Origin of the sequence: Enterobacter cloacae complex sp. R_G8 (genome assembly GCF_024599795.1) — a bacterium.
In the GTDB taxonomy this organism is placed as follows: Bacteria; Pseudomonadota; Gammaproteobacteria; order Enterobacterales; family Enterobacteriaceae; genus Enterobacter; species Enterobacter dissolvens.
The window spans coordinates 3,718,243-3,737,556 of the sequence record NZ_CP102246.1 but is presented as its reverse complement, the minus strand read 5'-3'; the positions used below and the strand labels follow the sequence as shown (position 1 = coordinate 3,737,556).

At 53.3% G+C, this 19,314-nt stretch carries 15 protein-coding genes and 7 tRNA genes; 5 read left to right on the top strand and 17 right to left on the bottom strand.

All coding sequences use genetic code 11. The features are described from left to right. Nucleotides 1-3: 3 nt before the first annotated feature. From corC to miaB, 4 genes are all read right to left on the bottom strand, one after another. Entirely contained in the window at nucleotides 4-882 is an 879-nt protein-coding gene (gene corC / locus NQ842_RS17770) for a CNNM family magnesium/cobalt transport protein CorC (protein WP_013097576.1), read from the bottom strand. An 89-nt stretch (nucleotides 883-971) separates the two neighbouring features. Next, nucleotides 972-1,439, bottom strand: coding sequence for an rRNA maturation RNase YbeY (ybeY, locus tag NQ842_RS17765; protein WP_003858677.1), 468 nt, complete (start codon nucleotides 1,437-1,439; stop codon nucleotides 972-974). Further along, nucleotides 1,436-2,482, bottom strand: coding sequence for a PhoH family protein (locus NQ842_RS17760; RefSeq protein ID WP_014831088.1), 1,047 nt, complete (start codon nucleotides 2,480-2,482; stop codon nucleotides 1,436-1,438). The genes ybeY and NQ842_RS17760 overlap by 4 nt, the downstream gene beginning before the upstream one ends. A 163-nt stretch (nucleotides 2,483-2,645) precedes the next feature. Further along, nucleotides 2,646-4,070, bottom strand: coding sequence for a tRNA (N6-isopentenyl adenosine(37)-C2)-methylthiotransferase MiaB (gene miaB, locus NQ842_RS17755; protein WP_013097574.1), 1,425 nt, complete (start codon nucleotides 4,068-4,070; stop codon nucleotides 2,646-2,648). 135 nt (nucleotides 4,071-4,205) lie between these two features. On the opposite strand from miaB, the gene ubiF reads away from it, so the two are divergent. Next, nucleotides 4,206-5,381: a 3-demethoxyubiquinol 3-hydroxylase gene (gene ubiF / locus NQ842_RS17750; RefSeq protein WP_257256137.1), complete on the top strand. Its 1,176-nt coding sequence runs from the start codon at nucleotides 4,206-4,208 to the stop codon at nucleotides 5,379-5,381. 95 nt (nucleotides 5,382-5,476) lie between these two features. Here ubiF and NQ842_RS17745 read toward each other — a convergent pair. The 12 genes from NQ842_RS17745 to nagB form a co-directional block, all read right to left on the bottom strand. Further along, nucleotides 5,477-5,551 (bottom strand) — tRNA-Gln (locus NQ842_RS17745). A 36-nt stretch (nucleotides 5,552-5,587) separates the two neighbouring features. Further along, nucleotides 5,588-5,662, bottom strand: a tRNA-Gln gene (locus NQ842_RS17740). A 39-nt stretch (nucleotides 5,663-5,701) separates the two neighbouring features. Beyond that, a tRNA-Met gene (locus tag NQ842_RS17735) sits at nucleotides 5,702-5,778 on the bottom strand. 17 nt (nucleotides 5,779-5,795) lie between these two features. Then, nucleotides 5,796-5,870 (bottom strand) — tRNA-Gln (locus NQ842_RS17730). Between the two features lie 32 nt (nucleotides 5,871-5,902). Further along, a tRNA-Gln gene (locus NQ842_RS17725) sits at nucleotides 5,903-5,977 on the bottom strand. A 23-nt stretch (nucleotides 5,978-6,000) separates the two neighbouring features. Continuing rightward, a tRNA-Leu gene (locus NQ842_RS17720) sits at nucleotides 6,001-6,085 on the bottom strand. 8 nt (nucleotides 6,086-6,093) lie between these two features. Further along, nucleotides 6,094-6,170 (bottom strand) — tRNA-Met (locus tag NQ842_RS17715). A gap of 226 nt (nucleotides 6,171-6,396) precedes the next feature. Next, nucleotides 6,397-8,061 carry an asparagine synthase B gene (asnB, locus tag NQ842_RS17710; protein WP_014831090.1) on the bottom strand — a complete coding sequence of 555 codons (1,665 nt, stop codon included), beginning with the start codon at nucleotides 8,059-8,061 and terminating at the stop codon, nucleotides 6,397-6,399. 249 nt (nucleotides 8,062-8,310) lie between these two features. Then, nucleotides 8,311-9,063, bottom strand: coding sequence for a ribonucleotide monophosphatase NagD (nagD, locus tag NQ842_RS17705; protein ID WP_058682116.1), 753 nt, complete (start codon nucleotides 9,061-9,063; stop codon nucleotides 8,311-8,313). Between the two features lie 45 nt (nucleotides 9,064-9,108). Beyond that, nucleotides 9,109-10,329 carry an N-acetylglucosamine repressor gene (locus NQ842_RS17700; protein ID WP_013097570.1) on the bottom strand — a complete coding sequence of 407 codons (1,221 nt, stop codon included), beginning with the start codon at nucleotides 10,327-10,329 and terminating at the stop codon, nucleotides 9,109-9,111. Nucleotides 10,330-10,337: 8 nt separating this feature from the next. Then, entirely contained in the window at nucleotides 10,338-11,486 is a 1,149-nt protein-coding gene (nagA, locus tag NQ842_RS17695; RefSeq protein WP_014831091.1) for an N-acetylglucosamine-6-phosphate deacetylase, read from the bottom strand. 55 nt (nucleotides 11,487-11,541) lie between these two features. Next, on the bottom strand, nucleotides 11,542-12,342 hold the full coding sequence (gene nagB, locus NQ842_RS17690) for a glucosamine-6-phosphate deaminase (RefSeq protein ID WP_008501061.1): 801 nt from the start codon (nucleotides 12,340-12,342) through the stop codon (nucleotides 11,542-11,544). A gap of 328 nt (nucleotides 12,343-12,670) precedes the next feature. On the opposite strand from nagB, the gene nagE reads away from it, so the two are divergent. The 4 genes from nagE (at nucleotide 12,671) to chiQ (ending at nucleotide 18,757) form a co-directional block, all read left to right on the top strand. Then, nucleotides 12,671-14,692, top strand: coding sequence for an N-acetylglucosamine-specific PTS transporter subunit IIBC (gene nagE, locus NQ842_RS17685; RefSeq protein WP_014831092.1), 2,022 nt, complete (start codon nucleotides 12,671-12,673; stop codon nucleotides 14,690-14,692). Nucleotides 14,693-14,871: 179 nt separating this feature from the next. Next, nucleotides 14,872-16,539 (top strand): glutamine--tRNA ligase, encoded by a 1,668-nt coding sequence (gene glnS / locus NQ842_RS17680; protein ID WP_014831093.1) that lies wholly within the window; start codon nucleotides 14,872-14,874, stop codon nucleotides 16,537-16,539. 446 nt (nucleotides 16,540-16,985) lie between these two features. Continuing rightward, nucleotides 16,986-18,383, top strand: coding sequence for a chitoporin (gene chiP, locus NQ842_RS17675; protein ID WP_014831094.1), 1,398 nt, complete (start codon nucleotides 16,986-16,988; stop codon nucleotides 18,381-18,383). Between the two features lie 44 nt (nucleotides 18,384-18,427). Next, a complete protein-coding gene (gene chiQ / locus NQ842_RS17670; protein WP_014831095.1) occupies nucleotides 18,428-18,757 on the top strand; it encodes a ChiQ/YbfN family lipoprotein in 330 nt (109 codons plus the stop codon). Between the two features lie 107 nt (nucleotides 18,758-18,864). On the opposite strand, the gene fur is transcribed toward chiQ, so the two are convergent. Next, a complete protein-coding gene (fur, locus tag NQ842_RS17665; protein WP_010428651.1) occupies nucleotides 18,865-19,311 on the bottom strand; it encodes a ferric iron uptake transcriptional regulator in 447 nt (148 codons plus the stop codon). Between the last annotated feature and the right edge of the window lie 3 nt (nucleotides 19,312-19,314).

Genomic DNA, 19,314 nt, shown 5'->3' with positions numbered 1-19,314 from the left:
ACATTAATCTTCCAGTTTTGGCACCGGTGAGTCGTCCGGCGTTCTGACATGAACCTGTATAATACGTCGGCTGTCGGCCATCGCCACTTTGAACTGGTAACCATCGATGTCAACGGTTTCGCCGCGGGCAGGAAGATGACCAAAGGCCTGCATCACCAGCCCGCCAATGGTATCCACCTCTTCATCACTGAAGTGGGTGCCGAAGGCGTCGTTGAAATCCTCAATGGAGGCCAGCGCGCGGACGGTCCACGTGTGGCGGCTAAGCTGACGGAAGTCGATATCTTCTTCTTCGTCATACTCGTCTTCGATCTCGCCCACGATCAGCTCAAGAATATCTTCGATCGTGACGAGGCCTGACACGCCGCCAAATTCATCAATCACAATCGCCATGTGGTAACGCTGGGAGCGAAACTCTTTCAGCATCCGATCCACACGTTTACTTTCCGGCACAACAACCGCCTGGCGTAACACTTTTTCCATGCTGAAGGCTTCGGCATCGCTGCGCATAAACGGCAGCAGATCTTTCGCCATCAAAATCCCTTCGATGTGATCTTTGTCTTCGCTGATGACCGGGAAACGGGAGTGAGCGGATTCGATAATGACATCGAGGCACTCGTCGAGGCTCTGGTTACGTTTCAGGGTGATCATCTGCGAGCGGGGGATCATGATATCGCGAACGCGCTGGTCGGCGATGTCCATTACCCCTTCGAGCATTTCGCGCGTATCTTCGTCGATAAGATCGTTCTGCCCGGAATCACGAATCAGCTCCAGCAGTTCATCACGGTTTTTGGGCTCACCATGGAAAAGCTGGCTCAGAATGAGGGAGAAAAATCCCTTTTTACTGTTTGTCGTGTCGCTACTGTGTGAATTGTCGTCGCTCATGGCGTTTGTTAAGGGTTCTCTCGTCAGTTCAATGTTTACCGCCGCGTGATTTCCTTACGCGGCGGCATGTTAGTCAGTCTGTTGTCTGACTATTCTTTCTCGGCAATGTACGGATCCTCATAGCCCAGAGCAAGCATTATCTCTGTCTCGAGGGACTCCATCTCTTCCGCTTCGTCATCTTCAATATGATCGTAGCCCAGCAGGTGCAGGCTTCCATGGACGACCATATGCGCCCAGTGGGCCTCGAGCGGCTTTTGCTGTTCTTTGGCTTCCTGTTCCACCACCTGACGGCAGATGATCAGATCGCCCAGCAGCGGCATCTCAATACCCGGTGGGGCTTCGAACGGGAAAGAGAGCACGTTGGTTGGCTTATCTTTCCCGCGGTAGGTCAGGTTGAGCTCATGGCTCTCTGCTTCATCCACCAGGCGAATCGTGACTTCTGACTCTTCCTGAAACTGGGGGATAACGGCATCCAGCCATTTCTGAAACTGCGCCTCTTCTGGCATGCCGGAATTATCTTCACAGGCCAGCTGTAAATCGAGGATCACCTGACTCATTTCTGTTCTTGCTCCTGCGCTTCGCGCTTACGTTCTGCGGCCAGTTCGGCCCTGCGCTTCTGATCGGCCTCTTCCCAGGCTTCATAGGCGTTAACGATACGCGCGACCACCGGGTGGCGTACCACGTCTTCACTGTGGAAGAAGTTAAAGCTGATTTCGTCCACTTCGGCCAGCACTTCGATGGCGTGGCGCAGGCCCGATTTGGTGCTGCGCGGCAGGTCGATCTGGGTGACGTCACCGGTAATGACCGCTTTCGAGTTAAAGCCGATACGCGTCAGGAACATCTTCATCTGTTCGATGGTGGTGTTCTGGCTCTCATCCAGAATAATGAACGCATCGTTAAGGGTACGGCCACGCATGTAGGCCAGCGGGGCGACTTCAATCACGTTACGTTCGATGAGCTTCTCAACCTTCTCGAAGCCGAGCATTTCGAACAGCGCGTCGTACAGAGGGCGCAGATAAGGATCCACCTTCTGACTCAGGTCTCCCGGCAGGAAGCCGAGTTTTTCACCGGCTTCAACAGCAGGGCGGGTCAGCAGAATACGACGGATCTCCTGGCGCTCCAGCGCATCAACTGCAGCGGCAACGGCCAGATAGGTTTTACCTGTACCCGCCGGGCCCACGCCGAAGGTGATGTCATGGTCGAGGATGTTGGCGATGTACTGCGCCTGGTTCGGTGTACGCGGTTTGATGACGCCACGTTTGGTCTTGATGTTTATGGCCTTGCCATAGTCCGGCACGCTTTCCGCGCTCTGCTCAAGCACGCGCGCCTCTTTAATGGCGAGGTGGATCTGTTCTGGTTCGATATCCTGAATTTCGCCGCGCATCGGGGCGGTATCAACATACAGGTTACGCAGAATGTCCGCAGCCGCATTGACGCAGATAGGGCGTCCGGTGAGTTTGAAATGATTATCGCGACGATTGATTTCGATACCCAGACGTCGCTCCAGTTGTTTGATGTTGTCATCAAACGGCCCGCACAGGCTCAGCAGGCGAGCGTTGTCTGCGGGCGTTAGGCTAATTTCAAGCGTGTCTATGTTCAAACTGTTCCTCTTTGATTGGTTAACTGGCCCGGCGCCCTCAGGCGTAATAAAACGGTCATTACCGAAATTATTCACGCCATGGAAAAAAGGCGCAAGCGTTGCGGAAGATATTGGGGGCGATGAGAGGAAATACAAGGCCTGCCGGGAAGGCAGGCCTGAAGGATTATGGCTGGTAAACCCGTACGCCAGAATCGTTTTCTTTGCGGGTGCGGGAAATCACGGATTCAGGCGATTGCGCAATGCGCAGACCCATCTCATCTTCGGTGCGCACCAGCTTCCCGCGCAGCGAGTTGGTCAGCACTTCCACAATCTCAACGTCCACAAATTTACCGATCATGTCCGGTGTGCCTTCGAAATTCACCACGCGGTTGTTTTCGGTACGGCCGGACAGCTCCATGATGCTCTTGCGGGAGGTACCTTCCACCAGTATACGCTGGACAGTGCCGAGCATACGGCGGCTCCAGGCGTTCGCCTGCTGGTTGATACGCTCCTGCAGAATGTACAGACGCTGTTTTTTCTCTTCTTCCGGGACATCGTCAACCATATCGGCCGCAGGTGTGCCAGGACGCGCAGAGAAGATGAAGCTGTAGCTGACGTCAAAATTCACTTCGCCGATGAGCTTCATGGTGCGTTCGAAGTCGTCAGCGGTTTCACCAGGGAAGCCAACGATAAAGTCGGAGCTTATCTGGATATCCGGGCGCGCTTCACGCAGCTTACGAATAGTAGATTTATACTCCAGCACCGTATGCGGACGCCCCATCAGGTTCAGCACGCGGTCAGAGCCGCACTGAATCGGCAAATGCAGGAAGCTCACCAGCTCCGGCGTATCGCGGTAAACGTCGATAATATCGTCGGTGAATTCCATTGGATGGCTGGTGGTAAAGCGAATACGATCGATACCGTCAATCGCGGCCACCAGGCGCAGCAGTTCTGCAAAGCTGCCGGTGGTGCCGTCGTAGTTCTCACCGCGCCAGGCGTTAACGTTCTGACCCAGCAGGTTCACCTCGCGTACGCCCTGTGCGGCAAGCTGTGCGATTTCGAACAGAATATCGTCTGCCGGGCGGCTTACTTCTTCACCGCGTGTATACGGCACTACGCAGTAGGTGCAATATTTGTTGCAGCCTTCCATGATGGAGACAAACGCCGTCGGGCCATCCGCGCGCGGCTCGGGCAGACGGTCAAATTTTTCGATCTCCGGGAAGCTGACATCAACGACCGGACTACGATCGCCACGCACTTTATTGATCATCTCAGGCAGGCGGTGCAGGGTCTGTGGGCCAAAGACAATATCCACATAGGGGGCTCTCTGGCGGATCAGCTTACCTTCCTGCGACGCGACGCAGCCACCCACACCGATGATCAGGTCCGGATTTTTTCGTTTGAGAAGTTTCCAGCGACCTAACACATGAAAGACTTTTTCCTGCGCTTTTTCACGAATGGAGCAGGTATTTAGCAGCAGCACATCGGCTTCTTTCGCATTTTCAGTCAGCTGGTATCCGTGGGTGGTATCCAGCAGATCGGCCATCTTGGATGAATCGTATTCGTTCATCTGACAGCCCCAGGTTTTTATATGGAGTTTTTTAGTCATCGACTTGCTCAGCTCAGGATTGCAAGCCGTGTATTGTAATGCTTTGGTGGGGTTGTGACCAGTATGAAGGTTATGCGTCTCAGGACCGCAAAAATCCGGTAAACTTAAGGGATTCTCCAATAAGGAAAAGTGACCATGACACTCCAACACACCGAAATAGCCGTTGTCGGCGGCGGTATGGTCGGCGGCGCGCTGGCGCTGGGGCTGGCGCAGCAGGGATTTGAGGTAACGGTTATTGAGCAGGCGGCACCGGCTGAGTTTGACCCGACGGCAAAGCCGGATGTCCGCGTTTCTGCCATCAGCGCGGCCTCTGTCGATCTGCTTCGCGGGCTGGGCGTCTGGGAGGCGGTGCTCGATATGCGGGCTCACCCTTACAGTCGCCTCGAAACCTGGGAATGGGAAAATGCCCACGTCGCGTTTGATGCCGCCGAGCTGAAGCTGCCACGTCTGGGCTATATGGTGGAAAACAACGTCCTCCAGCGGGCGCTCTGGCAGGCGCTGGAGGCGCATCCGAAGGTGACGCTGCGTGTCCCTGCGTCGCTGAAGGCGCTGCATCCTCATGATAGCGGCTATACGCTGACGCTCGACAGTGGCGATGAACTGGCTGTAAAACTGGTCATTGGGGCTGACGGTGCTCACTCGCAGGTCAGACAGATGGCGGGTATCGGCGTTCATGCCTGGCAGTATGAGCAGTCCTGTATGCTGATCACCGTTCAGTGCGAGAACGCGCCGGGAGAGAGTACCTGGCAGCACTTTACCCCGAATGGCCCGCATGCCTTTTTACCGCTGTTTGATAACTGGGCGTCGCTGGTGTGGTATGACAAACCGGCGCGCATCCGCCAGTTGCAGGGGCTTTCAATGGCGCAGTTGCAGCGTGAAATCCTGCAACACTTCCCGGCTCGTCTGGGATACGTCACGCCGGTTGCCGCAGGGGCGTTCCCCCTCACACGGCGCCACGCGTTGCAGTATGCCCGTGAAGGGCTGGCGCTGGTGGGCGATGCGGCGCATACCATTCATCCGCTGGCGGGTCAGGGGGTGAATCTGGGGTATCGTGACGTTGACGCTTTACTGGATGTGCTGGGCAATGCACGCGCTCACGCGGAGGCCTGGTCAAGCCATCACGTACTCAAGCGCTACCAGACGCGACGTATGGCGGATAACTTCATCATGCAGTCGGGGATGGATCTGTTCTATGCCGGATTCAGCAATGACTTAGCGCCGGTGCGTATTCTGCGTAACATTGGATTGATGGCGGCGGAACGCGCCGGTGGTTTGAAACGTCAGGCTCTGAAATACGCCCTGGGGCTCTAATCTTTATTCCCTCTCCCCGTGGGAGAGGGCATCAGGGGCACTATTCTGAGCAACAAAAACAAAAAAGCCCGCAGAGCGGGCTTGTTTGTTTTAAGTGGCTGGGGTGCAGGGATTCGAACCCCGGAATGCTGGTATCAGAAACCAGAGCCTTACCGCTTGGCGACACCCCAATTGCGTTAAACCTACTGCTTAACGACTTTTTAAATTGGCTGGGGTACGAGGATTCGAACCTCGGAATGCCGGAATCAGAATCCGGTGCCTTACCGCTTGGCGATACCCCAACAATTTTTTATTACCGAATACAATCGATAATCTTAATTTGGTGGCTACGACGGGATTCGAACCTGTGACCCCATCATTATGAGTGATGTGCTCTAACCAACTGAGCTACGTAGCCAGTACTGCGTTCTTCGATGGCTGGGGTACCTGGATTCGAACCAGGGAATGCCGGTATCAAAAACCGGTGCCTTACCGCTTGGCGATACCCCAATACCGCGGAGAACCGCAAAATCGAAGAAATATGGCTGGGGTACCTGGATTCGAACCAGGGAATGCCGGTATCAAAAACCGGTGCCTTACCGCTTGGCGATACCCCATCCGTGCAACGCTGTCCTGGGAATGGTGCGGGAGGCGAGACTTGAACTCGCACACCTTGCGGCGCCAGAACCTAAATCTGGTGCGTCTACCAATTTCGCCACTCCCGCAAAAAAGATGGTGGCTACGACGGGATTCGAACCTGTGACCCCATCATTATGAGTGATGTGCTCTAACCAACTGAGCTACGTAGCCATCTTTTTTCGCGTTACCTTATCGGCGTTGCGGGGCGCATTATGCGTATAGACCCTTGCAGCGTCAACACCTTTTTCAACGAAAATGGCCGGAATGTGACTGTTTGGTTAGGTTGCGAACAGCGTGACCGAATATTCGGCAATTATTGGTTATTAATCGGTTTTAGCGGGGGAAATGTGAGGCAAAAAAAAACAGGCCCCGCAGGGCCTGATGTTGAAATTACAGGTTATTTATAGGCGGACTGGTGAACGCCGACCGCACGTCCTGATGGATCGTTCATCGCTTTGAAAGATTCATCCCATTCAATGGCTTTCGCTGAGGAGCAGGCAACTGACGGACCGCCAGGCACACACTCGGCAGCGCTCGGTACCGGGAACAGCTCTTCGAAGATCTCACGGTACAGATACGCTTCTTTAGAGCCCGGCGTGTTGTAGGGGAAGCGGAAGCTTGCCGTTTCCAGTTGCTGGTCTGAAACCTGTTTCGCCGCCACCTCTTTCAGGGTGTCGATCCAGCTGTAGCCAACACCATCCGAGAACTGCTCTTTCTGACGCCACGCCACGCTGGCTGGCAGGTAGGATTCAAAACATTCGCGCAAGATATGTTTTTCCATTTTGCCGTTGCCGCACATTTTGTCCTGCGGGTTGATGCGCATGGCCACATCAAGGAATTTCTTATCCAGGAACGGAACGCGCGCTTCCACACCCCATGCCGACATCGCCTTGTTAGCACGTGCACAGTCAAACATGTGCAGCGCCTGCAGTTTACGCACCGTCTCTTCATGCAGCTCTTTCGCGTTGGGCGCTTTGTGGAAATACAGGTAGCCGCCAAATACTTCATCAGAACCTTCACCTGACAGCACCATCTTGATGCCCATCGCCTTAATCTTACGCGACATCAGGTACATAGGGGTGGAAGCGCGAATGGTCGTCACATCATAGGTTTCAATGTGATAGATCACGTCGCGGATCGCATCCAGACCTTCCTGCACGGTGAAATGAATCTCATGGTGCACGGTGCCGAGGTGGTTCGCCACTTCCTGCGCGGCTTTCAGATCCGGAGCGCCTTCCAGACCCACGGCAAAGGAGTGCAGCTGAGGCCACCAGGCTTCAGAGCGTTCCTGATCTTCCACGCGGCGAGCCGCAAATTTCTTGGTGATGGCGGAAATGACGGAGGAGTCCAGACCGCCGGAGAGCAGCACACCGTAAGGCACGTCTGACATCAGGTGGCTCTTAACGGAATCTTCCAGCGCCTGACGCAGTTCGGCTTTGTCCGTGACGTTGTCTTTTACCGCGTCATAGTCGAACCAGTCGCGCTGGTAGTAAGAGCGGATCTCACCCTCTTTACTCCACAGGTAGCTGCCTGCCGGGAACTCTTTAATGGTGCGGCACACCGGCACCAGCGCTTTCATTTCAGACGCAACATAGAAGTTGCCGTGTTCATCATGGCCCATGTACAGCGGGATAATACCAATATGGTCGCGGCCAATCAGGTACGCGTCTTTTTCGCTGTCGTACAGGGCGAATGCAAACATGCCCTGCAGGTCGTCCAGGAACTCGGGGCCTTTTTCCTGATACAGCGCCAGAATAACTTCACAATCAGAGCCGGTCTGGAAGGCGTAGCGATCGCCATACTCCGCACGCAGTGCCTGATGGTTATAGATTTCACCGTTGACAGCCAGCGCGTGTGTTTTTTTCTCGTTATACAGCGGCTGTGCACCGGCGTTGACGTCAACAATCGACAGGCGTTCGTGCGCCAGAATTGCTTTGTCGCTGGCGTAGACGCCAGACCAGTCCGGGCCGCGATGGCGCATCAGGCGGGACAGTTCGAGTGCTTTTTTACGCAGTTCGCCCGCGTCAGTTTTAATATCCAGTACGCCAAAAATTGAACACATAACCTTCTCCGTTAACCCTGTTGCTTTGTAATGTTGCTTGCTTATGAAAATGCCGCAAAGGGGCAGGGCGCGCAAGGGTTTTACGGTGTTAAACGGAAATAGTGCAATGGTGATTGCAGAATGTTGAAAAAAGAGTATGTCATAAACAGTTTTATTGATGATTCTGCAATGAATTGCCGTTTTTGTTAGATGGGGTTTTGTTTGTGGGGGCTATAAATGAAAAACCACGCCCTGAGGCGTGGTTCTGAATCAAATAATGTCAATTTCGTCGACGGAGGGGTATATCCAGCTCGGCCGGAACGGCATCGAATCAATGTCATCGAGCTGAGAGACACCGGAGAGCACCAGAATGGTTTCCAGACCCGCCTGGAAACCTGCCAGAATATCGGTGCGCAGGTTATCACCGACAATCACGGTCTCTTCAGAATGGGCCTGCATCGTGTTCAGCGCGGCACGAATGATCCACGGGCTCGGTTTGCCGACAACAAACGGCTTACGACCAGAGATTTTTTCGATACCGGCGCACAGTGCGCCGCAGGCCGGATAGAAACCACGGCCGTGCGTATCCGGGTTGGTGGCGATAAAGCGCGCGCCGCTGGCGACAAAGTAGGCTGCTTTATGCATCATCTCCCAGTTAAACGAGCGCGTTTCGCCGACAATTACAAAGTCCGGGTTTACATCGGTGATCGTAAAGCCTGCTTTATACAGCTCGTGGATCAGCGCACCTTCTCCGACCACGTAGGCTTTTTTCCCTTCCTGACGCTTCAAAAAATCTGCCGTCGCCATGGCGGAGGTATAAAACACGCTGTCCGGTACGTTGATACCCGCGGTGGCAAAACGGTTCGCCAGGTCCTGACCGGTTTGGGAAGGGTAGTTCGTGAGCAGAACCAGCGGCATTCCTTTGTCGATGATGCGGTGAAGAAACTCCGCAGCACCTGGCACGGCGATGTTGTCGTGCATCAGCACGCCGTCAATATCACAAATTACATTCTTAATGGTCATGAACAATCCGACATCAAAAAAAGAAGGCGTTACTATAAGTCCCGATTAGCTTTCCAGCAAATGCTGCAACAGGATCCCGTTGAGCATGGCACGTTTGACCAGCGCAAACGCACCAATCGCAGAGCGGTGATCCAGCGTCGAACGCACGACCGGTAAATTCTGGCGAAACGCCTTCAGCGCCTGAGTGTTAATGCAGCCTTCAATCGCGGGCAATAACACTTTTTCCGCCTCGACGATTTCGCCTGCAATCACCACTTTTTGCGGATTAAAGAGGTTGATGGCAATGGCAATGGTTTTACCGAGGTGGCGCCCGACCTGCTCGATCACTTCGCAGGCCAGCGCATCGCCTTTATTGGCGGCTTTGCAGATGGCGCCGATTTTACAATCGTCCAGCGTCACGCGGCTCTGGTAGCCTTGTTCCAGCAGATGACGGACGCGGTGCTCAATGGCTGCGTTGGCGGCAACTGTTTCAAGACAGCCAAAATTACCGCAGTGGCAGCGCTCGCCGAGCGGTTCCACCTGGATATGACCAATCTCGCCCACGTTGCCGTTACGACCAATAAAGATACGGCCGTTGGAGATAATGCCCGCCCCGGTGCCGCGGTGAACACGCACCAGAATAGAGTCTTCACAGTCCTGACTCGCACCAAAGTAGTGCTCGGCCAGCGCCAGCGAGCGGATGTCGTGGCCCACAAAGCAGGTCACTTTAAAGCGCTTTTCCAGCGCCTCCACCAGCGCCCAGTTCTCGACCGGGATATGTGGCATATAACGAATGACGCCGCTTTCCGGATCAACCAGCCCGGGCAGGATCACTGAAATGGCGATGAGTTCGCGGATCTTGCGCTGACAGCTTTCGATAAAGTGCGCGATAGTATTCAGCAGCGCGTGTTCCAGGGTCTCCTGGGTGCGCTCCGGAAGAGGGTAGTGCTCTTCCGCGATGGCTTTACTGCTCAGATCGTAAAGTGTGAGGGTGGTGTCATGGCGACCAAGACGCACGCCAATGGCCTGAAAATTGCGCGTTTCGGTGATGATGGAAATTGCGCGGCGGCCCCCGGTGGAGGCCTGCTGATCGACTTCTTTGATCAGTCCGCGCTCAATAAGCTGACGTGTAATTTTTGTCACGCTGGCGGGAGCAAGCTGGCTTTGTTCGGCTATCTGAATACGTGAGATTGGCCCGTGTTGGTCAATCAGGCGATATACCGCCGCGCTGTTAAGCTGTTTAACGAGATCGACATTACCGATTTGAGCTTGTCCGCCTGGTGTCATACTTTTACTTACTCAGTGACGACCTCGTTACCATTAACGATGGTCTTAATAATTTTATAATCGTGTGTGAATGCCGTCAGGTTTGCAACCATACCTGGTGCAATTCCGCCAAGCTGTTTATCCACGCCGATAGCGCGCGCAGGATAAAGGGTTGCCATGCGCAGGACTTCATCAAGCGCAATCCCGCAATGTTCAACCAGGTTACGCACGCCTTCAATCATGGTCAGGGAGGAGCCGCTCAACGTACCGTTTTCATCCACACACAGTCCGTTGCGGTAGTATATTGTTTTACCGGCAAAAATGAACTGCTCAATATTTGCCCCTGCCGGTGCGGTGGCATCTGTCACCAGACAAAGCTTGTCACCTTTCAGCCGCTTGGCGTTGCGAATGTTGGTGTAATCGACGTGTAAACCGTCCGCGATAATACCGCAGTAAACGTCTGGCTCATCCAGAATCGCCCCAACCAGACCCGGTTCACGACCCGTGATGTATGGCATGGCGTTATACAGGTGCGTCGCAAAGGTAATGCCTGCGCGGAAACCGGCTTTTGCCTCTTTCTGCGTGGCGTTGGAGTGGCCTGCTGACACGACAATCCCGGCGGCGGCCAGTTTGCTGATAACGTCAGTGCCGGTCATTTCAGGTGCCAGCGTCACCTTGGTGATCACATCGGCATTGGCACACATATAGTCGACCAGTTCAGCATCTGGTTTTCGCACGTAATCCGGATTATGCGTCCCTTTCTTGACCATGTTCAGCCATGGCCCTTCAAGATGCAGACCCAGTGCCTGATTCGGGTGTTTTGCCAGGTAGTCACGCATGACGCGGATGCCCTGTTTCATCAGCTCATCGCTGCTGGTGATGAGTGTTGGCAGATAGCTGGTGCAGCCCGATTTCTCGTTCGCTTTCTGCATGATTTCCAGCGTGTCGACGGTGACGGCGTCTGCGGTGTCGTTAAACTGCACGCCGCCGCAGCCGTTCAACTGAACGTCGATAAAACCGGGGGAGATCACTGCTCCATTGAGTGAGCGCTGTTCAATCTCCGGCGGCAGTTCTGCCAGCGGGCAAACACGTTCAATCAGGCCATTGGCGATAACAATCGCATGGTCATCCAGAATTTCATGGCCGGTATAAATCCGACCGTGGGTTAAAGCGTACATAACGACCCCCGGTTAAAAAAAGCGGCCGCCTCTTCATGAAGAGGCGGTTATTCAATTACAGACCTTTGATGTTCTCAGCTTCTAACTCGTTGAAGTATTTCAGCGTTTTCACTTTCAGTTCCATCGTGGACGGTTCGTCACAGACGATGACTGATTTTGGATGCAGCTGCAGGCAGCTGATGGTCCACATGTGGTTTACGTTGCCTTCAACGGCGGCCTGGAGCGCCTGCGCCTTCACGCCACCCAGAACCAGAATCATCACTTCTTCGGCATCCAACAGCGTGCCGACGCCTACAGTCAGGGCGTATTTTGGAACCTGGTTCACATCGCCATCAAAGAAGCGGGAGTTTGCCACGCGCGTGTCATGGGTCAGCGTTTTAATACGGGTGCGGGACGCCAGAGAGGACGCCGGTTCGTTAAACGCGATATGACCATCGTTACCCACGCCGCCCATAAACAGGTGGATTTTACCGTAAGAACGGATTTTTTCTTCATACTGACGGCATTCTGCGTCAATATCAGGCGCGTTTCCATTCAGCAGGTTAATATTTTCAGCTGGAATATCAACGTGATCAAAGAAGTTGCGGTGCATAAAGCTATGGTAGCTTTCTGGATGGTCCTTCGGTAAGCCGACATATTCGTCCATATTGAAGGTGACAACATGCTTGAAGCTAACCTGGCCTGCTTTGTGCATCTCAACCAGAGCCTTATACGCGGTCAGCGGCGTGCCGCCTGTTGGAAGACCCAGTACGAAAGGACGATCGGCGGTCGGCTTGAACGCGTTAATACGGTTAACGATATGGCGAGCGGCCCATTTACCGACTTGTTCAGCAGTTGCCAGGGGAATCAGTCTCATTGTTCACCTCAAGAGTTAAAGTAGAAGAGTGGGCGGATAGTGATCGGAACCTGATATTTAAGCGTAACCTGGAACCTTTCAGGCCGGATCAATCCGTCTTGATTTTTCGAATGATAAAATAAGTTTTCGATGTTAGCCAGTGAAAGGGAGGGTGATAAACGATATTTGGTGACAAAAATCACAAAAAGTACGCTTTTAATTTGCGATACGAATTAATTTTTCACACACTCACAATGCCAGTGAATCATCAACTGTATTTATAGTTCGTGACACAATAAAAAACAGAGCTGAGAACATGCCTTAAACGGGGTCTCATAGGGGGAAGAAAGTGAGTATTCTAGGTTATTTACAAAAGGTTGGCCGTGCGCTTATGGTGCCGGTCGCCACGTTGCCAGCGGCAGCGATATTAATGGGTGTCGGTTACTGGATTGACCCGGTCGGCTGGGGTGGAGACAACGCATTAGCGGCGTTCTTCATTAAGTCTGGTTCCGCCATTATCGATAACATGTCCGTGCTGTTTGCCATTGGTGTGGCTTATGGCATGTCCAAAGATAAAGACGGTGCTGCCGCGCTGACGGGTTTCGTGGGCTTCCTGGTGCTGACCACACTCTGTTCTCCGGCTGCGGTTGCCATGATCCAGAAGATCCCGGCGGACCAGGTTCCTGCTGCGTTCGGTAAAATCAGTAACCAGTTCGTGGGTATCCTCGTCGGTATTATCTCTGCGGAACTGTACAACCGCTTCAGCGGTGTTGAACTGCCAAAAGCGCTGTCGTTCTTCAGCGGTCGTCGTCTGGTACCTATCCTGACTTCTTTCGTGATGATCTTCGTTGCGTTCATCCTGATGTACATCTGGCCGGTGATCTTTGACGGTCTGGTTAACTTTGGTGAACACATTCAGAAACTGGGTTCTGTCGGTGCTGGCGTGTATGCGTTCTTCAACCGTCTGCTGATCCCGGTCGGTCTGCACCACGCGCTGAACTCCGTGTTCTGGTTCGACGTTGCGGGCATTAACGATATTCCTAACTTCCTCGGTGGCGCACAGTCCATTGAAGCGGGTAAAGCGGTTGTGGGTATCACCGGTCGTTACCAGGCGGGCTTCTTCCCGATCATGATGTTCGGTCTGCCGGGTGCTGCGCTGGCTATCTACCACTGCGCACGTCCAGAGAACAAAGCGAAAGTGCTGGGTATCATGATGGCGGGTGCGTTTGCTGCCTTCTTCACCGGTATCACCGAGCCGCTGGAATTCTCCTTCATGTTCGTTGCTCCGGTTCTGTATGTTATTCACGCCGTGCTGACCGGTATCTCCGTGTTCATCGCTGCAAGCATGCAGTGGATTGCTGGTTTCGGCTTCAGTGCCGGTCTGGTGGATATGGTGCTTTCTTCCCGTAACCCGCTGGCGACCCACTGGTGGATGCTGATCCCACAAGGTCTGGTGTTCTTCGTTATCTACTACGTGGTGTTCCGTTTCACCATCACCAAATTCAACCTGATGACCCCGGGTCGCGAACTGGCTGTTGCCGGCAGCGAAGCCGATGGCCAGGACGTGAACGTGAGCGGCGCGCAGGATCAGGACGTGTCTGGTCTGGCCCGTCAGTACATTGCCGCTGTTGGTGGTTCTGACAACCTGACCGGTATTGATGCCTGTATCACTCGTCTGCGTCTGAACGTCAAAGACTCTTCACTGGTAAACGAAGCGCTGGCTAAACGTCTGGGTGCTTCCGGTGTTATTCGCCTGAACAAAACCAGCGTGCAGATTATCGTGGGCTTTGTGGCGGAAAAAATTGCTAACGCCATGAAAACGACTGGCCCTGTCGCTGCTGCGCAAGCGTCAGAGGCGCCTGCCGCCGCAACTGCTGCGGCAAAACCGCAGGCGGTACCCAACGCCACCACCATCGCCGCACTGGTTTCCCCGGTTACGGGTGAAGTGGTCGCGCTTGAGCAGGTTCCTGACGAAGCGTTTGCCAGCAAAGCGGTCGGTGACGGTGTTGCGGTGAAACCAACGGAGAAGACCGTTGTGTCTCCTGCGGCGGGCACCATCGTAAAAATCTTCAACACCAACCACGCGTTCTGTCTCGAAACCGAAAAAGGCGCGGAGATCGTGGTTCATATGGGTATTGATACCGTTGCGCTGAACGGCCAGGGCTTTACTCGCCTGGTGGAAGAGGGGGCAGAAGTGGTTGCAGGCCAGCCAATTCTGGAAATGGATCTGGATTTCCTGAACGCCAATGCCCGCTCGATGATAAGCCCGGTGGTATGCAGCAATATCGACGACTTCAGCGGCCTGGTGCTGCAGGCGAAAGGTCAGGTTGTTGCAGGGCAAACGCCACTGTATGAGATTAAAGGCAAATAATCGCTCCTGAGTAGAGTCATGCCTTAAGCGGCGGGGGAATTCCTCCGCCGCTTTTTTTTGCAGCAAACGCCCCCATTATTTTCATCTGATACGTATTTTCCGTAACTAAGGGTTGTCACTACGTCCGGCTTATAAGATCATATGCCGTTATACGTTGTTTACGCTTTGAGGAATCCACGATGAGTGAGGCAGAAGCCCGCCCGAGTAACTTTATTCGTCAGATCATCGATGAAGATCTGGCCAGTGGTAAGCACACCACAATTCATACCCGTTTCCCGCCGGAGCCAAACGGCTACCTGCACATTGGGCATGCGAAATCTATCTGCCTGAACTTTGGCATTGCGCAAGACTATCAGGGGCAGTGCAACCTGCGTTTCGATGACACCAACCCAGTAAAAGAAGACATCGAATACGTTGAGTCCATTAAGAACGACGTGCAATGGCTGGGCTTCAACTGGTCTGGCGATATCTGCTACTCCTCTGACTATTTCGATCAGCTGTATGCCTATGCCGTTGAGCTGATCAATAAAGGTCTGGCCTACGTTGACGAGCTCTCTGCGGATGAAATCCGTGAATACCGCGGTACACTGACGGCACCGGGTAAAAACAGCCCGTTCCGCGATCGCAGCGTGGAAGAGAACCTTGCGCTGTTTGAAAAAATGCGTGCTGGTGGCTTCGAGGAAGGCAAAGCGTGCCTGCGTGCCAAAATCGATATGGCGTCTCCGTTTATCGTGATGCGCGACCCGGTGCTGTACCGCATCAAATTCGCTGAACACCACCAGACCGGTAACAAGTGGTGCATCTACCCGATGTACGACTTCACTCACTGCATCAGCGATGCGCTGGAAGGCATCACCCACTCGCTGTGTACGCTGGAGTTCCAGGACAACCGTCGTCTGTACGACTGGGTGCTGGATAACATCACGATTCCGGTGCATCCGCGTCAGTACGAGTTCTCTCGTCTGAATCTGGAATACACCGTGATGTCCAAGCGTAAGCTGAACCTGCTGGTGACTGATAAGCATGTTGAAGGCTGGGACGACCCACGTATGCCGACCATCTCCGGTCTGCGCCGTCGTGGCTACACCGCGGCGTCAATCCGTGAGTTCTGCAAACGTATCGGCGTGACCAAGCAGGACAACACCATCGAGATGGCCTCTCTGGAGTCCTGCATCCGTGAAGATCTGAACGAAAACGCGCCGCGCGCGATGGCGGTTATCGACCCGGTGAAACTGGTTATCGAAAATTACCCGCAGGGTGCGAGCGAAATGGTCTCCATGCCTAACCATCCGAATAAACCGGAGATGGGCAACCGTGAGGTGCCGTTCAGCGGTGAAATCTGGATCGATCGTGCTGACTTCCGCGAAGAAGCGAACAAGCAGTACAAGCGACTGGTGCTGGGTAAAGAGGTGCGTCTGCGTAACGCCTACGTGATCAAAGCTGAGCGCGTGGAGAAAGATGCAGAAGGTAACATCACGACCATCTTCTGCTCTTACGATGCCGAGACCCTGAGCAAAGATCCGGCGGACGGTCGTAAGGTGAAAGGCGTGATCCACTGGGTCAGTGCATCACACGCGCTGCCGGTAGAGATTCGTCTGTACGATCGTCTGTTCAGCGTGCCTAACCCAGGCGCAGCAGAAGACTTCCTGGCGACCATCAACCCGGAATCACTGGTGATCAAACAGGGTTATGCTGAGCCATCCCTCAAAGCGGCTGAGGCGGGTAAAGCGTTCCAGTTTGAACGTGAAGGTTACTTCTGCCTGGACAGCCGTCACAGCACCGCTGAAAAACCGGTATTTAACCGTACGGTTGGTCTGCGTGATACTTGGACGAAGATCGGCGAATAATAACGTCGCGCTGGTCAATGAGAAACAAACGCCGCGTAATGCGGCGTTTTTTTATAGCGTGATCATGCCTTTAAAGCACTAGCGAAATAGGGTATGTGAAAATAACAGGTCAATGAGGTGCTACTTATTTTTTTTAAAAAAGTTAATCTGCTTTTGAAAAGTCTTAAGTCTGTAAAATCGACACTAAAATAAAATGTTACTCATTGAAAATTCGCTCTTTCCCCCGCCAGCTCTCGCCTTGCGTTAAATGTTACAAAGCACTACCAATTATGTGCACTTCGTCATAATCCTGAGTTTTGCCCGCCGAAAAGCATTGATAATTCGCGTCGCGAAAAATAACCTAAAGACGGTAGTTATTCGAGGGTATTTCCGACTACCCCTGACCATCAGGTCTTTTATATTTTTCGCCGTTTTAGGCGTTTTAATTCGTCAAAGAGGAATAATCTATGCGTACGTTCAGTGGCAAACGTAGTGCGCTGGCGCTGGCTATTGCCGGTGTGACAGCAATGTCAGGCCTGGTGGTGACGCCAGACGCTAAAGCTGCAGGCTTCATCGATGATTCAACCCTCACGGGCGGTATTTATTACTGGCAGCGTGAACGTGACCGTAAGGATGTCACGGAAGATAAATATAAAACGAACCTTTCTCACTCTACCTGGAACGCCAACCTGGATTTCCAGTCTGGTTACGCTGCCGATATGTTCGGTCTGGATATTGCCGCCTTCACGGCAATTGAAATGGCGGAAAATGGTGACAGCGGCCACCCGAACGAAATTGCCTTCTCCTCCAGTAATAAAGCGTATAAAGAAGACTGGTCCGGAGATAAAAGCGGTATCAGCCTGTATAAAGCTGCCGCGAAATTTAAATACGGCCCGGTATGGGCGCGCGGTGGTTATATTCAGCCAACCGGTCAAACCCTGTTAGCACCGCACTGGAGCTTTATGCCAGGTACCTATCAGGGGGCAGAAGCGGGCGCCAATTTTGATTACGGTGACGCAGGTGCGTTGAGCTTCTCGTATATGTGGACCAACGAGTATAAAGCGCCGTGGCATATCGAAATGGACAAGTTCTACCAGAACGATAAAAAGACCAAAGTGGATTATCTCCACTCGCTGGGTGCGAAGTACGACTTTAAAAATGATTTAGTGCTTGAAGCGGCATTTGGTCAGGCGGAAGGCTATATCGACCAGTATTTTGCTAAAGCCAGTTACAAATTTGATATTGCTGGTAGCCCGCTGAGTACCAGTTACCAGTTCTACGGTACGCGAGACAAAGTCAGTGATGGCAGCGTGAATGATATTTATGACGGCACGGCGTGGTTGCAGGCGCTGACCTTCGGCTACAAAGTCGGCCAGGTGGATTTGCGTCTTGAAGGAACGTGGGTGAAAGCGGAAGGGCAGCAGGGCTACTTCCTGCAGCGTATGACCCCAACCTATGCATCTTCAAACGGTCGTCTGGATATCTGGTGGGATAACCGTTCCGACTTCAACGCCGATGGCGAAAAAGCGGTCTTCTTCGGCGCAATGTATGATCTGAAAAACTGGAACCTGCCAGGCTGGGCGGTGGGGGCATCTTACGCCTACGCATGGGACGCGAAGCCTGCTGATATGGCAACACCGGACGCATACTACGATCCAAACTATCGCCTCAAAGAGTCCTCTTACAGCCTGGATGCGATCTACACCCTGCAGGATGGTCGCGCCAAAGGAACCATGTTCAAACTGCACTTTACACAATACGACAACCACTCCGATATCCCGAGCTACGCGGGCGGTTACGGCAACATCTTCCAGGATGAACGCGACGTGAAATTCATGGTTATCGCACCGTTCACCATCTTCTGATGACTCGTCCGGCGGGGTAATTCCCGCCGGACCGGAGACTACATATGAAAAAGATTGTAATCGTCGCGTTGCTGGCATCGGGACTGGTGGCTTGTGCGCAGAATCAGGCCCCGAAAGAGGACTCCCGTCTGAAAGATGCCTACAGCGCCTGTATCAATACGGCGGAGGGTTCGCCGGAGAAGATCGAAGCCTGCCAGAGCGTGCTGAATGTGCTGAAAAAAGAGAAAGCGCATGAGCAGTTCGCAACCCAGGAGAATATTCGCGTGATGGATTACCAGGCCTGTATCCAGGCGCGCAAAACCGGTAACGATCAGGAAGTCGCGAAGCGTTGCGATCGGATCTGGGAAGAGATTCGCAGCAACAACAGTCACTAACTCGTTATTATCATGCCCGGTGGCGCTGCGCTGCCGGGCTTTTTTTTTGCCAGACAACAGGCAAAAAAAAGCCAACCTTACGGCTGGCTCAGAGTATGAAAGCGTGCTTATTTCGCGTCGTGCGCGTGATCGTCTTCGCGGCAATCGCCTTCAGCGCAGTGACCATACAGGTACAGGCTGTGGTTTGTCAGGCGGATGCCATGACGGGCAGCGATTTCACGCTGGCGTGATTCAATGGAATCATCGCTGAATTCAATGACCTTGCCGCAATCCAGGCAGATCAGGTGATCGTGGTGATGCTGTTGAGTCAGTTCGAATACAGATTTACCGCCTTCGAAATTATGACGGGTGACAATGCCCGCGTCATCAAACTGGTTCAGCACACGATAAACGGTTGCCAGCCCAATCTCTTCGCCCATGTCGATAAGACGCTTATAAAGGTCTTCCGCACTGACATGGTGATTGTCTGGACCCTGAAGCACTTCAAGGATTTTTAACCGAGGAAGCGTAACTTTCAGGCCAGCCTTCTTTAATGCGGTATTGTTGTCAGTCATGCG

Excerpts from the sequence above, each read along its gene's own strand:
- corC (WP_013097576.1), bottom strand. The coding sequence starts at position 882 with ATGAGCGACGACAATTCACACAGTAGCGACACGACAAACAGTAAAAAG.
- ybeY (WP_003858677.1), bottom strand. The coding sequence starts at position 1,439 with ATGAGTCAGGTGATCCTCGATTTACAGCTGGCCTGTGAAGATAATTCC.
- miaB (WP_013097574.1), bottom strand. The coding sequence starts at position 4,070 with ATGACTAAAAAACTCCATATAAAAACCTGGGGCTGTCAGATGAACGAA.
- ubiF (WP_257256137.1), top strand. The coding sequence starts at position 4,206 with ATGACACTCCAACACACCGAAATAGCCGTTGTCGGCGGCGGTATGGTC.
- asnB (WP_014831090.1), bottom strand. The coding sequence starts at position 8,061 with ATGTGTTCAATTTTTGGCGTACTGGATATTAAAACTGACGCGGGCGAA.
- nagD (WP_058682116.1), bottom strand. The coding sequence starts at position 9,063 with ATGACCATTAAGAATGTAATTTGTGATATTGACGGCGTGCTGATGCAC.
- NQ842_RS17700 (WP_013097570.1), bottom strand. The coding sequence starts at position 10,329 with ATGACACCAGGCGGACAAGCTCAAATCGGTAATGTCGATCTCGTTAAA.
- nagA (WP_014831091.1), bottom strand. The coding sequence starts at position 11,486 with ATGTACGCTTTAACCCACGGTCGGATTTATACCGGCCATGAAATTCTG.
- nagB (WP_008501061.1), bottom strand. The coding sequence starts at position 12,342 with ATGAGACTGATTCCCCTGGCAACTGCTGAACAAGTCGGTAAATGGGCC.
- glnS (WP_014831093.1), top strand. The coding sequence starts at position 14,872 with ATGAGTGAGGCAGAAGCCCGCCCGAGTAACTTTATTCGTCAGATCATC.
- chiP (WP_014831094.1), top strand. The coding sequence starts at position 16,986 with ATGCGTACGTTCAGTGGCAAACGTAGTGCGCTGGCGCTGGCTATTGCC.
- chiQ (WP_014831095.1), top strand. The coding sequence starts at position 18,428 with ATGAAAAAGATTGTAATCGTCGCGTTGCTGGCATCGGGACTGGTGGCT.
- fur (WP_010428651.1), bottom strand. The coding sequence starts at position 19,311 with ATGACTGACAACAATACCGCATTAAAGAAGGCTGGCCTGAAAGTTACG.